The organism is Vibrio sp. Vb0937 (genome assembly GCF_033338855.1).
In genome coordinates, this window is record NZ_JAWOTK010000006.1 from 1 (window position 1) to 16,930 (window position 16,930).

13 protein-coding genes are annotated in these 16,930 nt (G+C 42.7%); 3 read left to right on the plus strand and 10 right to left on the minus strand.

Translation table 11 applies throughout. The annotated features are described in order from the left end of the window. Together R7P67_RS10780 and R7P67_RS10785 are read right to left on the minus strand one after the other, a co-directional pair. The coding region (locus tag R7P67_RS10780) for a hypothetical protein (protein WP_171343225.1) at positions 1-512 on the minus strand (512 nt) is incomplete at its 3' end. A gap of 152 nt (positions 513-664) precedes the next feature. Further along, positions 665-2,101 carry an arylsulfatase gene (locus R7P67_RS10785; RefSeq protein WP_318085961.1) on the minus strand — a complete coding sequence of 479 codons (1,437 nt, stop codon included), beginning with the start codon at positions 2,099-2,101 and terminating at the stop codon, positions 665-667. Between the two features lie 247 nt (positions 2,102-2,348). Between R7P67_RS10785 and R7P67_RS10790 the strand changes: the two genes are divergently transcribed. Next, positions 2,349-3,866: an arylsulfatase gene (locus R7P67_RS10790; protein ID WP_005377761.1), complete on the plus strand. Its 1,518-nt coding sequence runs from the start codon at positions 2,349-2,351 to the stop codon at positions 3,864-3,866. 107 nt (positions 3,867-3,973) lie between these two features. On the opposite strand, the gene R7P67_RS10795 is transcribed toward R7P67_RS10790, so the two are convergent. The 3 genes from R7P67_RS10795 to R7P67_RS10805 are packed head-to-tail and all read right to left on the minus strand — an operon-like array spanning position 3,974 to position 7,487. After that, on the minus strand, positions 3,974-4,972 hold the full coding sequence (locus R7P67_RS10795; RefSeq protein WP_005385672.1) for an HAD family hydrolase: 999 nt from the start codon (positions 4,970-4,972) through the stop codon (positions 3,974-3,976). A gap of 38 nt (positions 4,973-5,010) precedes the next feature. Then, positions 5,011-6,108, minus strand: a complete 1,098-nt coding sequence (locus R7P67_RS10800; protein WP_262652472.1) for a hypothetical protein — start codon at positions 6,106-6,108, stop codon at positions 5,011-5,013. Between the two features lie 53 nt (positions 6,109-6,161). Beyond that, complete coding sequence (locus R7P67_RS10805) at positions 6,162-7,487, minus strand: anaerobic sulfatase maturase (RefSeq protein WP_213885335.1); 1,326 nt, start codon at positions 7,485-7,487, stop codon at positions 6,162-6,164. Positions 7,488-7,725: 238 nt separating this feature from the next. Between R7P67_RS10805 and R7P67_RS10810 the strand changes: the two genes are divergently transcribed. Further along, entirely contained in the window at positions 7,726-8,454 is a 729-nt protein-coding gene (locus R7P67_RS10810) for a formylglycine-generating enzyme family protein (protein ID WP_373920819.1), read from the plus strand. Between the two features lie 46 nt (positions 8,455-8,500). On the opposite strand, the gene R7P67_RS10815 is transcribed toward R7P67_RS10810, so the two are convergent. Continuing rightward, entirely contained in the window at positions 8,501-10,831 is a 2,331-nt protein-coding gene (locus tag R7P67_RS10815; protein WP_262652473.1) for a tetratricopeptide repeat protein, read from the minus strand. Positions 10,832-11,219: 388 nt separating this feature from the next. On the opposite strand from R7P67_RS10815, the gene R7P67_RS10820 reads away from it, so the two are divergent. Beyond that, positions 11,220-12,785: an arylsulfatase gene (locus R7P67_RS10820; protein WP_130546076.1), complete on the plus strand. Its 1,566-nt coding sequence runs from the start codon at positions 11,220-11,222 to the stop codon at positions 12,783-12,785. Between the two features lie 188 nt (positions 12,786-12,973). Here R7P67_RS10820 and R7P67_RS10825 read toward each other — a convergent pair whose 3' ends face one another. The 4 genes from R7P67_RS10825 to ectA all read right to left on the minus strand — a co-directional run bounded on the left by R7P67_RS10825 (position 12,974) and on the right by ectA (position 16,705). Continuing rightward, positions 12,974-14,395: an aspartate kinase gene (locus R7P67_RS10825; RefSeq protein ID WP_005377768.1), complete on the minus strand. Its 1,422-nt coding sequence runs from the start codon at positions 14,393-14,395 to the stop codon at positions 12,974-12,976. Between the two features lie 86 nt (positions 14,396-14,481). Continuing rightward, the gene (locus R7P67_RS10830; RefSeq protein ID WP_005377769.1) at positions 14,482-14,868 is read right to left on the minus strand and encodes an ectoine synthase; all 387 of its coding nucleotides are present in this window, start codon (positions 14,866-14,868) and stop codon (positions 14,482-14,484) included. Between the two features lie 14 nt (positions 14,869-14,882). After that, positions 14,883-16,148: a diaminobutyrate--2-oxoglutarate transaminase gene (gene ectB / locus R7P67_RS10835; RefSeq protein WP_017820939.1), complete on the minus strand. Its 1,266-nt coding sequence runs from the start codon at positions 16,146-16,148 to the stop codon at positions 14,883-14,885. Between the two features lie 20 nt (positions 16,149-16,168). Next, the gene (gene ectA / locus R7P67_RS10840; protein ID WP_262652474.1) at positions 16,169-16,705 is read right to left on the minus strand and encodes a diaminobutyrate acetyltransferase; all 537 of its coding nucleotides are present in this window, start codon (positions 16,703-16,705) and stop codon (positions 16,169-16,171) included. Between the last annotated feature and the right edge of the window lie 225 nt (positions 16,706-16,930).

The window sequence follows — 16,930 nt, forward strand, 5'->3', positions numbered from 1 at the left end:
AGCCACTCATCGCTTATCTTGAGTGCGTCACCTTGAATCGTGACACTAGGAACTTCAAACTGGTTTTCGTATCCATCACCGCCATCAAGAATATCCACCGTTAATATAGCATCGGGATTCAACCGCTCAGGAGCCTGAGTCTCAGAAGTTGGGTTCTCTCTTTCTTGCACTGCTGGCCTAGTAACATAGCCATTAGAAACGAGTTGCTCAGGTAAAACAGCGCGAATATAGGCAACAAAACTTAACCCACCAGAAGACTCACTAAAATCTCGAACGCTCTGATTAAAAGTGGATTCAATACCGTTTTGAGATGCAATTAAAAGATCATTCGAACTCGATTCATCCTCACTTGTTGTATCTTCATTAAATGCAATATCGAGAATGTCAGTATTAAGAACAACCACCTCTACTTCTGGAACTAATTGTTCGTTGGGCAACATTTGGATCCAAGAACCGTCACTTAAAACCGCCCAAAGAACATTACCGATTTGAATGTAGAGTATTGGCTGCATAATTCGCCCCATATGAAACAACGAACTTTAAGTATGGTCGACGAATATGACTGTTCAAATGAAACTAGAAAAAACATGGCCCTAAATGGCTCTAATGAGATATTGAACCAAAAACATACCTCATGTATGCGAGAAAGAGCCATTGGGGTAAACTACTTCTGGCGTAACCCATCCACTGGAAATTGATTGAAATTCCCCTTGCTACAATCGGGCTCATATCCAAATGGAGCAGGGAAAGGAATCGTATCGCAGCTTGTTGAAACGGAAGATTCAAACTTTACTCTCTTTCCTATCATGATAGGAAATAACCATGTGGCATTATTTCTTAAATCAAACTCCTCTTTAGGGTCATCAATCAAATTATATATTTCAGGGATCTGTAATGGGCGCCCTTTCTCCGGCATGATATCTTGATCAATAAAGTGCATCTTGTAATTTTCCCACTTATAAGCGTAGGTTTCAGATCCATTGTTAACGATGAAACCATCTCGATTAGACTTTTCACTATCTCCCTTTAAAAAGGCCCACTGATCAATACTATCTATTGTTCTATCGCTTGGTAATTTGTATCCACCGACATGAGAAAGTGAGGCAAATAGATCCACAACATGGATAATTTCATCACTCACTCTACCCGGTTTGATGTGGTTAGGCCAAGAGGCAATAAATGGTGTTCGGAGAGACCCTTCAAGAGCCGTAAAGTACGCACCACGCCATGGCCCGCTAGAGCCTTGGTATGGCATATGCCACTCTGGACCGTTGTCAGAAAACCAAATCACTAGTGTATTGTCTTTAATTCCTGCTTTTTCTATTGCACCAATAACTTGCCCAGCTCGAAAATCTATCTCAGCTAACACATCTGAGTAATTTCCTTTGCCTGTTTTACCAATAAAATCAGGATGAGGTAGCGTCGGTAAATGTGGTTGAGTAAAAGTAATTACAGAGAAAAATGGCTTATTCTCTTTCACATTTCGATTTATAAAATCTGTGGCATGTTCAACTAGCTCACTGTCAATCTTTCTACGTGAGTCCAAATTATATTCTTTGACCCCTTTAGGGTCCTGCCCTGCTCTAGCTGAAAGGATTTGAGGTTTAAGTAATATAGCTTTATAACCGGGTTGAGAGCTATATTCTGACTCATCCGTCGTATTTGCAATGCCATACCATTCATCAAAGCCTTGATCCGTTGGAAAGCGCCCTTTTTGGTCTCCCAAATGCCATTTCCCGTAAAGGCTCGTGTTATATCCTTGTTCCTTAAACTTCTCTGCAATGGTTATTTCCCAGTTCACCATACCGTAAGGCACTCCCCAAACAACCTTATCTGTCCCAGATCTAAGCGCTCGCCTCCCCGTCATGAATGAGGAGCGAGTTGGCGTGCATTGCGGTTCCACATTAAAATTAGTAAGGCGTACACCTTCTCTAGCAAGTTGATCTAAGTTTTTAGTTTCAACACCTCTGGTACTCCCATAGGAACTTAGTTCCCCCCACCCAAGGTTATCAACCAACATTACCACGACATTTGGTGTCTCTTCCGCAACCACTTCTAACGGGATACCTAGAAACAGGATAGTTGCTATTTTATTTTTCATAGTGTCGCCTTTCATTGAAATTCAATCCTGTAAGTGCGTCTTATCACACTTAAAACACACTAAAGTCTAGTCCATGTTAGTTAACATTTTTGAAAAACAGGGATTACTTGGAAGCAACAAAAAACCTCTACTATATTCAACTGACTACATTGTCTCATTTGGTGTCATCTCACTCGACTTCGCCATGATGAACACAATTAGTAACGTTATATAACGATAATGGATTCATTTATCGCGGAGGATTTTCATGCGAAACTCGATTAAAAAGGTAATGGCATTGGTCGGTACATTAGCTGCGTCCACAGCCTTTGCTGCCGATAAGCCCAACATCCTTGTGTTCTGGGGTGACGATGTAGGTGTATACAACATTAGTGCGTATCACAATGGTATGATGGGAGGGAAGACTCCTAACATTGATAAAATCGCCAATGAAGGTGCCATTTTCACAGACGCTTACGCACAACAGAGTTGTACTGCCGGACGAGCCTCATTTATTCTGGGCCAACATCCGTTTCGTACCGGTCTATTGACTATTGGTATGCCCGGCGCAAAAGAGGGTATTCAATCGAAAGATCCTACTATCGCGGAGTTACTTAAAAATCACGGCTATGTGTCTGGTCAGTTTGGAAAAAACCACCTTGGTGACCAAGATGAGCACCTACCAACTAACCATGGGTTTGATGAGTTCTTTGGTAACCTATACCATTTAAACGCGGAAGAAGAGCCTGAGTCTGAGTTTTATCCAAAAGATCCAGAGTTTCGTAAAAAATTCGGACCTCGAGGCGTGTTGAAGGCGACTGCGGATGGCAAAATCGAGGACACAGGTCCCCTTACTCGTAAGCGTATGGAAAACGTAGACCGAGAGTTCATGGATGCTAGCTTGGCATTTATGGAAAAAGCAGTAAAAGAAGACAAACCATTCTTTATTTGGCATAACTCAACCCGTATGCACGTCTGGACACATTTGAGTGAAGAATATCAAGGGAAGTCAGGTTACGGCTTATACGCCGATGGCATGATGGACCTAGATGATCAAGTAGGTGTGATGCTTGATAAACTTGAAGAGCTAGGCGTAGCAGATAACACCATTGTTGTTTTTAGTACCGATAATGGCGCTGAGAAATTTACCTGGCCAGATGGTGGTACTACACCGTTCAAGGGCGAAAAAGGTACGACTTGGGAAGGCGGATTCCGCGTTCCGATGATGGTACGCTGGCCTGGAAACATTAAACCAGGAACGGTTATCAACGATATCTTTTCACAAGAAGACTGGATGCCAACTCTACTCGCAGCTGTGGGCGAACCAGATGTGAAAGAAAAACTATTGAAGGGTCATAAAGCAGCGGGCAAAACCTTTAAAGCACATTTAGATGGCTACAACCAACTTGATCTGCTGACTGGTAAAGCTGATGAAGGCGCACGCAAAGAAATCTTTTACTTCGATGCTGGTGGTAATTTAAACGCCGTTCGTTATAAAGACTGGAAGATCCACTTCAGTATTATGGAGGGTGCCATTAATGAGGCATACCGCAAAACACCTAGTTGGCCCTTGATTGTAAACCTTCGTATGGATCCATTTGAGGTCGGTCCAGATGCAGCACTTTACGTCAGACATTTTTACGCTGATCAAATGTGGATGTTCGTTCCTGCTCAAGCTATCGTGCGTAAGTTCCTAGAGACATTTAAGGAGTTCCCTGCAACGAAAGGTAGCTCGTTAAGTATTGAAAAAGTGGTAGAAACAATGACACAGCAACCTAGAAACTAGACCCTAGGTATCGAAGCTACTGTGGAATTAACTAAGGCCTCAATTGTGAGGCCTTTTATTTCGTTGCAATTGTTTGGTTGCAGCAATTTATGGTCAAACAAAGATTATCATTTAGTGCTCTCTTTAAACACTTGATTCCAATCTTGTTTCATATCGACAAATAGCCAACCTTGCTCTTCACCTACTTTAAACGATTTATCTAACTTACCAACATGAGAATCTTTATCATACGCCCATTCACGCTTGTCATCCGTGTGATGGATAATCGCAGAAAATCTTGGACCTGAACCTGCTTTCGTCCACTCTAACATCTGTAAATCACCATCAGAATTACCAAACGCCATGACCGGACGTTTGCCAATGAAGTTTTGAATCGTCACAGGCTTTACTGCTTTGTCATTGACAAAGTCTATTTCCGGCATGCGTTGGATGGTAGGTTTTCCATCAACACTTTGATATTCCGCCTTTAACGTCGTCCCCACGATGTTTTGCGTTGGAATGCCGTATACTTCCGGCGCCCAAACGCGCATAAATTCAATTCCGCCTCCAGAAACGATGTAGGTCTGATAGTCGTTCGCTCTTAAATAGTCGAGCAGTTCGAGCATAGGTTGATAGACCATTTCAGTGTATGGTCTACCCGTTGTTGGATGGACAGCCGTTTTCAACCATTCCTTAACTTCTTGATGAAACTGTTCAGTAGACATTCCAGAATGGGTTGCCATAACAAGCTTCATTACACCTTCGAGTCCTTGTTTACCAATCCCCTCCATGTCACCTTTTAATGCGGAAGCAAAGGGTTCGGTTGTCTTCCAATCAGGATGCTCAGAGGCCATTTCTTTTACTCTATCGATCGCAAAAAACAACTGTAGATAAACAGGCTTTTCCGCCCAAAGTGTTCCATCATTATCAAACGTCGCGATTCGTTGGCTTTCAGGAACATAGGAATCCGAACCTTGGGTCGTTGTTTTCGTAACAAACGCCATAATAGCTTGCTTAGCGTCAGTGTTGTTCCATGACGGAAGTGGATCTTGCATATCAGCAGCAACAGCGTAACTAGACAGAGCAAAACCTGTTGCTAAGACAATCGTCTTTAACTTTATAGCCATCTTAATTCCTTATATTGAGGTGCTAGGTGCGAATCCAATCAAAAGTATAGTTCATTGGCTTCAACTGATGTAGAGGCACTTTTACGTCCCTTTTTCTGGTTGAGCTCTTCAATAACATAGTCGGGAGCGACCTTCGTTAGCTCTGTTAAACAGTCATCCGTTTTAGGGTTGCCGTATCTGACATAGATGTCACACACGGCATACAATTGTTCTGGAGCACCGGATATCAAATACGCTTGCTCAAAAGCGTTGACAGACTTCTTCAAGTCTAACTCTTCTTGCAGAACACCATTTAAATACCAAAAGTAACTGTTCGTCTTTGCCATCGTCGCAGCTTTGTCTATTTCAAACGCCGCTTCTTTCTTTTTGTCTAATCTAACCAAAGCGAGAGATTTAGAATAATGCAGCGAGGCATCTTCTGAATTTAGCTTGATACCCTCGTCAAGCACGTTGATAGCTTTTTGGTCTAGCTGTTGCGCTCGGAAGTTGTCTGCATAGCTTAACCAAACTTGAGGGTTGTTTGGCTCAAGCTTAGTTAACTCTGGGTATATCAGCGCCGCTTTATCCCAATCACGATGCCAACGGTAAACGTCTGCAAGTAATAACTTGGAAACATTATCGTTCTTACTGGACAAGTGTACTGTCAGCTCTGAAACAGGCCCTTCAAGTGACTGCTGTTGCTCTGAACTCAAATTGGCGTAATCTCGAACGAGGTTAATCGCTGCTGTAATTCGCACCATGGCGGCGTCATCACTCAATAATGGTGAAATCAAACGCCAACGGTGCTCAATCATATATGGTTGTGCTCCCACGATCGCAGCTTCGCGAATACCTGCATCTTCATCCTGCAACCCACGCGCAACTGCAACCAATGCATTTTGGCTTGGATAGTTGGCTAACTCACGTAAAGCATCAATACGTTTTTCTGAAGACAACTTTTTATTTTGCGCATCATAAGACAGCTTTTCGACTCGTTGCGCCGGTGTCATTTGAGCTTCTTGTGGAGTGACAACCGTTGTCGGCGATACTTGATCTGGGTCTAGCAATGTTGTTTCTTGTGCCACCACGGCTTGACTCGTAGCAATGCCGATCGAGATCACGAGTAATGATTTAGAGAGCAGCTTAATTTTTTGCATTCAATAACCTATATTCTTTCATTTCCGGGCCTGTAGCAGGCGTAGTGACTATCTTAAAACTTCATTTCAAACACAGTCTGTGTTTGAGTAGCTTGCTGGCGTAGAATCTGGTCACTGTATTTACCGTGAACCACTGGGTTACCTGTCGCTCGTAAGATGTACGCCATCGACTGATCAACATGGGTAAAAAACTTCTTCCAACCCGCGCAGAGATAATTAAGACCAGGCTCACCTTGCCTAGTACGGATAAAACGGTTTTTGGGACATTCTCCAAAACATGCAAATTGATAATCACATTGAAGGCACTGTTGGGGCAGCGTACGACTTTTAGCAAACCCAAATTTCTGCTGCTCAGAGCTATAAGCGAGCGTATCGAGCTTTTCGTGATGAATGTTTCCAACCTTATATTCTGGGTACACGTAATGATCACACGCAAACACATCACCATTAGGCTCCATTGCTAAGCCTTTCCCGCAGATTTCACCTAACGTACACAGTGGGTTTTTTCTGCCCATCCAGGTTTCGATACTGGCTTCAAAGTACTGAACAAACACGTTGCCGATATCGTGTAAAACCCATTCATTGAAAATCGCGATCAGAAAATTTCCCCATGCTTCATCCGCAACGCAAAAAGGCTCAACAACGGCATCTTTATGACCTGGGATCAACCGTTTATCTCCTTGCTTTAGTTGCTCGTTTGGCTCCCAAGTTTGAGGGGCGGTTGTTCTGAATGTTTTCTGCTCAACTATTGGAATAAACTGCATTTGAGGGGAGCGTACTTCATCTCGCAAGAATCGGTACACTTCAAGTGGGTTACGGCTGGTCAAGTTGTTAACACAAGTGAGCGTAGCAAACTTTACTTCGTGCTTATGTAATAGTTCAACCGCATTCATAACTTGCCGGAATGTGCCTCTACCAGCTCGGTTTGTTCGATAAGCGTTGTGCATCATTTCTGGACCATCAATGCTTAAACCGACGAGAAAGTTGTTCGCCTTTAAAAACTCACACCATTCATCGTTAAGCAGTGTGCCATTAGTCTGGAGATCATTGGAGATCGTAATGCCATCGGGACGGTATTTATTCTGTAGCTCAACAATTGTCTTGAAATAATCCAAACCTAGCATTGTCGGCTCACCACCCTGCCAAGAGAAAATGATTTCAGGTGTATTCTGTCCCGCTATATATTGGCGGATATAGGTCTCTAGCGTTTCCTCATCCATGACTGGTGAGCAGCCTGGCTTGTACTCAAGTAAATCTTGTTTGCTTAGGTAATAACAATAGGTGCAATCGATATTGCACACTGCACCGATAGGTTTCGCCATGACATGTAATCGCTTGGATGCTTTCCCATTGAACTGCGGACCTTGAGTTATGTGCATTCATCACCTTCTTAGTTGCTAGCCTGCGCCCAACGGCGTTAAGACTAATCATTAAGTTAATCGCCTAGTGTGATGATAATGTTCAATTATTCGTGGCGCTTGTTATAGTGTGTATAACTGTTTTTCATAGACTTGCCTGATAAAATTTTTTGATCATAAATGTTGATGGAGCTCCCCTATGAAGCATTCCAAAAGTAATACTCTTTACCTTGGTGCCACTATTTCGATTTCGCTAATTATGACTGGATGTGCAACAACACAACCTAGCCCTCTTGCTCAAAAAATCGATCAAGATATGGTTCTTATTGAAGGTGGACAATTTATGATGGGCTCGGATAATCCATCAGCAAATAAATCCGAGCGCCCGGCTCGCACCGTTCGCGTGGATGATTTCTATTTGGCAAAATTTGAGGTAACCCAAGAGTTATTCGAATCGGTTACAGGATCTTCTCTGAGCTATTTTAGAAACCCAAATACGCCCGTAAATAACATTAGCTGGCAACAAGCCAATTATTTTATAAAGAAATTGAATGAAAAAACGGGAGAGCACTATCGTTTACCCACCGAAGCAGAATGGGAGTTTGCAGCGAAAGGGGGGAATCTAAGTCAAGGATTCACTTACGCGGGGTCTGATGATATTAACGACGTTGCCTGGTATGCCAGTAACTCAAACAATAAGGCACACAAGGTAGGTCAGAAAAAACCGAATGAGCTTGGCTTATACGATATGACGGGTAATGTTGGTGAGTTTGTTATTGATGCGTTTGATGAAGGCTATTACAAATCAGCACCAAGTGATAATCCGGTAAACGCAAAAGATGAAAAAGAAAGCCTGGCACACAAGTCTGTACGAGGTGGTAGCTTTGCCTATGATGCTGACGAATCCGAAAACTATCGTCGCGATTTTGCTAGCCAGTCAGTCATCATGTCCGACATGGGGCTGAGATTAGCGAAAGACGCTGATTAAACTAAGTAAGAAAAAAGTGGAGCGATAAAAGCTCCACTTTTGGTAATTAGCTCCTATTGACCCCAACAATAGAGGCTTTAAGCTGATCAATAGCTTGCTTAGGTGCATAGTGACTAAGCTCTTGTATGCACCTATCGAAAGCAAAAGCGACAGCACCTTTTTTATGATTTCTCGCTAGAACCTCGCATTGAGCAAACAAGTGTTGTGGATTGCCACCGACTTCAAATGCTGTATGCAACGCTTTACTGGCTTCTAGAACATCGCTTTTTTCTAAAGCTAGACCGTACACGTACCAATAATGCGCATTAGTTTCACCAACTTCTGCGGCGCGTCTAAGTAGCTTTTTCGCATCATCGGCTTTGCCTTGACGTAACAAAGAAAGACCTGCGCTGTATGGTAATGTGCTGGATTTAGGTTGAGCTTTCATCCCTTGTTGTAGCACCGTGAGCGCAGCTTCTTCTTTACCTAGGTGACGATACAAATCTGCTAGGTTAACGTAGCTATTTTCGAAATAGGGTTCGATGCTGATCGCTTGTTTATACAGCTCGGCCGCTTTGTCGATTTCACCTAAGCTGCGGTACACATTCGCCAAATTGGTTCTTCCGAAACCACGATCGGCATTAAACCCTTGAATTTCCATGTACTCTTCTAAAGGCGATTTAATGATATCTTTTTGTAAAGGGGTCATTTGTGCGTAGTTCGCTACCAGCACCGAGGCAGCTTCCGCTCTCACTGAAAGCACCGGGTCACCAAGCAATGGCTCTAGAATCCGCCACCGATCATGAAATTCATAACCAGACGAGCCTGAAATTGCCCCTAATCGAACCATTTCATTCTCATTCTTAACGGCCCTAGCCAAAGATACTGTTGTATTTTGGTCAGTATTGTCCCCCATTCTCTCCAGGGCTGAAGCACGAATAATGTCTTTTAACGACGAATCCTGAGCAGAGTATGCCAACGCATTTGCTGCTCCTTGATGACCAATTGAATCCGCATAAAATGCGACAGCAAAATGTTGCTGATTACGATACTTCGAATTCGGGTACCATTCTGCTATCTGTTCATCGGCCCATTGATTGCTTTTATCTTCATGGCATGACATGCAAACATTGGGCGTTCCAATATGTTTGCTCAAATCCGGTCGTGGAATATGCCAACTGTGGTCTCTACGAGGATCGACTTGCATGTAAGTCGTTTCTGGCATGTGACAAGTCGTACATTGCGATGCTTCAGATCCAGCCTTATGAAAGGTATGCTTTTCAGGTGTATATTCCGATGCAATATGGCATTGCGAACATACTGCCTCTTCTGGGATCGTTAACTCTGCCGTGTGTGGATCATGACAATTAGTGCACGTGACCCCCTTCTCCGCCATTTCAGATTGAAGAAACGAACCATAAACATAATCTTCGTCGTAAATCTGTCCATCATGATAGTAGAGTTCAGGTGTTATAAGACTTAAGCGATATTTATCAAAAAAGGAACCTTTAACATGATCACCTGTTTCATTTAACTGGGTTCGGCGACTATGGCATTGAGCGCATGTTTGCACTTGATTGGTTGCTTCAATTGATTTCGGCTGTAACGTACTATGGCCTTCCTCAAACACCCAATCCGACACTGCTTTAGACAAATTTCGATCAAAGCCATAATGGCTGTCATGCTCAAAAGAAGTGCCAGCATTTTTGTATTTCTTGGCCAGTTCTATGTGCTGACTAGCGGGACCATGGCATGCTTCGCATCCCACATTAATCTCTGACCATGAGCTGTTGTAAGTGTTTTTGTCAGCGTCGTAATTCTTCTTTAGGTTCGTTGAATGGCAATCAGCACACATGAAGTTCCAATTTTGCCCGGTATTGGTCCAATAGAATTCATCCGTTGTTGTCGTTTCTGGATAAAGATGAAACCAACGCTGTCCCCCTTCAACTTTAGCTCTTGTATCCCAAGCAAAAGGAATAAGCTGCACGCGGCCATCTTCAAACTCGACCATGTACTGCTGTAATGGCTCCCAGCCAAATGTATAGCTGATCTTATAGTCATGCCATTGCCCGTCAGAGCCTTGAATGTTGACCCAATATTCGCCGCCTTTTTTAAAAAAACGATTAGGCATTCCTTTGTGTGTTACAACATGGTTATCAAAATTACCACGCACAGAGGTTGTACTTGCATGCTTCATGGCCATATCGTGATGTGACCCTTTCCAGGCCTCCACCTCGTTTTGGTGGCAATCTATACAAGCTTGTGTGCCAGCATATTCTGGATTTAAGCCTAAAGGAATATTTGGTTTCTCTGTTAATAACTCTTGAGAAAAAGCCATAAAACTGACAACAACGTTGACCAGCAATAAAATACGAAACCGGCCTGCCCACTGACTCATAGATATCCTTATATTTATAATGCACAACCTAAATCAATATAGACACTAAATCACTGGTTATACAAATAATTACAAGCAATACATAACGACTTTAGTATTGCTTTAGGACCGTAAAACAAGCGAGCATCCTATTGTTTTTCATTTCCATCCCCTCTTCTACTACGCAATAAAAATAAGGCTCTTCAGTGATCTAAATCTACTTTACGAATCTCTACAAACTAACAGGACAATCCTATTTCTTCTTAATTAACAAATGGTTACTACCTAGCAATAACTTATAGTTATATCGAGTATAAGAGGATTTTTCTATATACATCATTAACTTATGCAGCAACTAAGCATAAGGCTCACTTGTGCTTATCTTTACTCTCAACAATCTGGAGTTTTTATGGCAAATCAATTGAGCAAAATCGCTGTAGGCGCAGGACTGTTAGCGGCGTCTAGTGCTGCTATAGCAGCAGACAAACCGAATATACTGGCAATTTTTGGTGACGATATCGGTTACTGGAATATCAGCGCATACAACCAAGGTATGATGAGTTACAAAACGCCAAACATCGACCGTATCGCGAATGAAGGTGCGTTGTTCACAGATCACTACGGACAACAGTCTTGTACTGCTGGTCGCGCTGCCTTTATTACGGGTGAAGAGCCATTTCGTACGGGTTTGTTAACAATTGGTATGCCAGGCTCTGACCACGGCATACCTGATTGGGCACCAACCATTGCAGATCTGTTAAAAGAACAAGGTTACATGACGGGTCAATTTGGTAAAAACCACTTAGGTGACCAAGATAAGCACTTACCGACAAAACACGGCTTTGACGAATTCTTCGGTAACTTATATCACCTAAACGCAGAAGAAGAACCTGAAACTTATTACTACCCTAAAGACCCAGAGTTTCGTAAAAACTATGGCCCTCGTGGTGTCATTAAGTCTTATGCCGACGGTAAGATTGAAGACACTGGCCCGATGACACGAAAACGTATGGAGCACGCAGATGAAGAGTTCCTAGAGAGCTCTTTGGCATTTATGGAAAAAGCAGTTAAGGCGGATAAACCCTTCTTTATTTGGCATAACGCCACTCGTATGCACGTTTGGACTCGCTTGCAGGAAAAATACCAAGGTAAATCAGGTGTAAGCATTTATGCCGATGGTATGCTGGAACATGATGATCATGTAGGTGTTTTACTCGACAAGCTGGATGAGCTAGGTGTTGCAGACAACACTATCGTTATCTACTCAACGGACAACGGCGCAGAAACCATGACTTGGCCAGATGGTGGCGCAACACCATTCCATGGTGAAAAAGGTACAACTTGGGAAGGCGGTATGCGTGTTCCTCAACTGGTTCGTTGGCCAGGCGTCATTAAGCCAGGAACCAAGATCAATGAAATGATGGCACACCAAGACTGGTTGCCTACATTATTGGCAGCTGCTGGCGTACCTGATGTAAAAGAAAAACTGGCAGAAGGCTACAAAGCAAATGGCAAAGAATGGCGTGTGCATTTAGATGGTTATAACTTCATGCCATACTTTGAAGGTAAGGAAGAAAAAGGCCCTCGTGAGTCGCTGCTTTACTTTACGTCTAATGGTGAATTAAACGCTGTCCGCTGGAATGACTGGAAACTTCACTTTGCAACGCTTGAAGGGAACCTAAGTAACGCAGTTCGTTTTGCTCCGAACTGGCCTAAAATCATCCACCTACGCGCTGACCCATTCGAAAAAGGCCCAAGCGAATCACAAATGTACTTGCGTTGGATGGCTGACAACATGTGGCTATTTGTACCTGTACAAGACGTTGTGGGAGAGTTCTTTAAAACACTTCCAGAATACCCAATGCAGCGTGGCACAGCGATGAACCCTGCTTCACTAAACTACGACTCTCTAAAAATGCAAGAGAAGCTGCAACAACTAGACAAAGTTGAACAAGAAATCAGCAAGTTTAAGTAAACTAAGTTAACGTTAGTTAATCAGTAACATAAGCCAGCAGACCATTCTGCTGGCTTATGTGTATCGCCACATAGGAACTTACTTAAATCGCCTGTTTAGCCTATACAAAGTGGGCATTGTGAGTACAAACTGAAAAACAAAAAAAGGAGAGCTAACCTGCTCTCCTTTGTATTTTAACCGTGGATAAACTAAGCCACATTAACCGATTTAGCTAAACTGCTACTTTGGAAAAACTCATCATGCAATGCGCAAATCGCGTGCTGGTATTCCTTATCACCGACAACAAATTGAACATTTACATTTCTCAATGATGAGTGCAGTGCAACTGGCGTAACGCCATTATTCATCAATGCAAGCACACCTTTCGCCAACGTCTTGTTGGTATCAATTTGAGAACCGATGGCTGAGATAAGCGCGACCATACGACCTTTAATCGAGGCATTCGGATAACGTTTCTCGGCTTTATACAATACTTTGTTTAAGCTATCAGTACTGCCACCTAGATAGTAAGTAATAGAGTTAGCGTTCATCTCTTTACCAACCAAACTTACACGAGCATCGGAGATGATTTCCATCAATTCGTAACTAACGTTATCGGCTTTTCCTACCATTGCTTGGTCAAACAAATGCAGTGCAAATACTTTTTCTTTACCTGCGATGATCTCGACTTTGTCTTCTTCTGGGCGGTAGCTTGAAGAGATCAAAGTACCTTCGTGTTCAGGTTCGAATGTATTTTTAATCTGTAGCTCAATACCACTTTCACGTAAACCCGCAGCGGCATTTGGGTGAATCGCTTCCATGCCAAGGTTAGCAAGTTGGTCTGCTACGTCATAGTTTGTACTACCAATTGGTAATACTTTTTCAGGGCCAACAACGCGTGGGTCTGCTGAGCTCAAGTGGTACTCTTTGTGAATTACTGCTAAATCCGCTTTTGTTATTGCTGCAATTCGGCTAAATGTCATCTCACTATAACCTCGGTCATAAGTGTGCATTAGGCCCTCTTTACAGTAAGCATAACCTGTCACGATTGGCAGTTCTTTTGATACATCGATATCAGCAAACGCGTCACTGATCGACTCATCAAGGCTTCTTGGCGCTTGATTATCCCAACCAGACAGGTCAACGAACTTAGCGTTAATACCCATATTTTTTAGTTTTAGTGCTGTGTTGTAAGCACTATGTGCCTCACCGATAGACGAGAGAAACTCTCGAATTTGAGGCAAGTACTGGCGCAACGAAAATTGACCGTACTGACAGGTTTCTAAAATATTCGCGATACAGTTTTTCGCTTCAGCAATGCGGGAGCGAATGAATTTATCCGCACGGATACGATTCATTGGGTCCGCAAAAATATTTTCATTGGTCAGCAACATACGGCTTTCAACGTACGCTAACGCTTCTTCCCATTTGTCGTCGCGTTTCGCGATAAGCTGATAAACGCCTGGTTTACTGGTTTTTTTACACTCGAGCAGCGCATCGGTCATACCACCGTATGCAGATACGACAAAAATACGATTGTATGGTGTTTTGGGACGAAGAATAATATTGTCGAGAACAGCATCAAATGCTGTCATTGATGTACCGCCGATTTTTTCTACGGTAAATGTCATGATAAGCCTTTTTTGATTGGTAACTTTAAAAAGAAAAAAGAAGAGATAGTAAAGTGTGGGGTGGCAAAGCACCCCACCATCATCTTTTAGTCAACGAGAGGATAAACACCGTTTTCATCGTGCACTTCAGCGCCAGTAATCGGTGGGTTAAACACACACGCCATTACCATTTCTTTATTCTTATAAGCTCTCAAGTAGTGCTCATCGTGTTTATCAAGGATATATAATGTACCTGGTTTGATTGGGTACGTTTCTCCACCTACAACTTCAATCTCACCTTCACCACTCATACAAAACACCGATTCAAGGTGGTTTTGATAGTGAATATGAGTTTCTGTATCTTCATAAATCGTTGTGATGTGGAAAGAGAAACCCATGTTGTCGTCTTTCAACAACATGCGGACACTTTCCCAGTTATCTGAAACAACACGTCGTTCGCTGTTGCGGCATTCATCTAGAGTTCTGACGATCATAATTAAAATCCTTATTAAGATGCTTGTTTGAAATGTTTCGCAGCGATAGTCTCTACTGCATTTTCAAAGATGCTTAGTCCTTGATCTAGCTCTGATTCGCTGATGGTTAGTGGACAGAAGAACTTCACAACTTCATCGTCTGGACCCGCTGTCTCTATCACCATTCCATTCTCGAAACAGTTTTTCGCGATTTCAGATGCCATGTCACCATTGATACATTCAATACCAACCATCATGCCGCGGCCTTTTTTCTGCACAAACATTTGTGGAAAGCGACGAACACAACGGTCAATCACTGCACTCACCTTGTCTGAACACTGCTTGATGTGTGTTTCAAAATCATCGTTTGCCCAGTAAATTTCTAGTGCTTTTGCAGCAGTAATAAAGGCGTGATTATTGCCACGGAACGTACCGTTATGCTCGCCTGGCTTCCACTGGTCAAGCTCAGGCTTAAGTAATACGACAGCCATCGGCAAACCGTAACCACCGATCGACTTCGATAGCGTCACGATATCCGGTTGGATACCAGACGGCTCGAAACTAAAGAAAGTACCGGTACGTCCACAACCTGCTTGAATGTCATCGACAATCACAAGAATGTCATTGGCTTTACAGATTTTGCTCAAACGTTGTAACCACTCGTTTGAAGCAGCATTTAAACCACCTTCACCCTGCACAGTTTCAAGAAGTACAGCGGCTGGTTTATCCATACCTGCAGAGTTATCATTTAGCATGGTTTCGAACAGCGCAAGACCATCTACGCCAGCGTAACCTTCAAATGGAATACGAGTGACGTTACTTAGACTAGAACCGTTACCTTGTCTGTGATGCTGGTTACCCGTTGCAGCCAGTGCGCCAGCAGTACAACCATGGAAACCGTTAGTAAACGCAACGACGCTGTCGCGGCCTTTTACTTTTTTAGCCAGCTTCAATGCCGCCTCAACAGCGTTAGTACCTGTTGGGCCCGTAAACTGAACCTTGTAATCCAAGTTTCTTGGTTTAAGGATGTAAGTATCCAACGCTTCCAGAAACGATGCTTTCGCTTCTGAGTGCATATCCAAACCGTGAGTAATACCGTCCATTTCAATGTACTCAAGCAACGCTTGTTTTAGTACTGGATTGTTATGGCCGTAATTTAGAGATCCCGCTCCAGCAAGGAAGTCTAAGTATCGTTCACCTTGTTCTGTTTCTAGCCAGCAGCCTTTCGCTTTACGAAAAACGACCGGGAAATTGTTTGAATATGAGCGTACGTTGGATTCCTGCTTTTTGAAAATATCCATGATGAGACCGTTTTTATTTCCTATTGTTTGAGAGGAATGCGATACAAATATTCTGTATCGTGTTTGCCTTTAAAGTGGGCTTCTTCATCCAAAAATGTGCTTACTTGGCCAGAATTGCCGTTCATCGCATCTAACTTTTTGAACAGTGCCCAAGAGGCTTTATTATCTTCCGTGATGGTAGTTTCTACCGATTTAACACCGCCTAATTCCTCTCGGGTGAGAAGTTCTTTCAACATGCGGAATGCTAAACCATGACCTCTAAAGCGAGGTGAGACTGCAACTTGCCAGACAAATAAAACGTCTTGCTCGTCTGGTTTCTGATAACCGGAAATGAAACCTGCGATTTCGCCTTTTTGCTCAACCAAAATACTGGTTTTGCTGAAATGCGTAGACTGTAGGAAATTGCAATAAGATGAGTTCATGTCCAATGGAGGACAGTCTGCAATCAAGCTGTAAATGTCGTCACCATCAGAGATTTTAGGCTCACGAAAAATCCATTTTTTACTTGAGTCTTCTCCAATCTCTGGATAAAGGACCCAAGGTGCTGATGTGATCATGTGAAAATACATATCCTTTGAGGTCTAATTAAATTTCCTTTTTATTATGGGCATCCCTCGCGACTAAAAATCAAATAATCCGCCTTTTTATCGGTATTTTTGTGATTCAAATCACAAAAATAAACCTATTAACCAAAAGTTAAAATAGTTCGAGGTCTAATTTATTAAATAGTCACCTAAATGCACAGTACAAAAAACAACCAGAATAAGACCGTTTTCCATGCT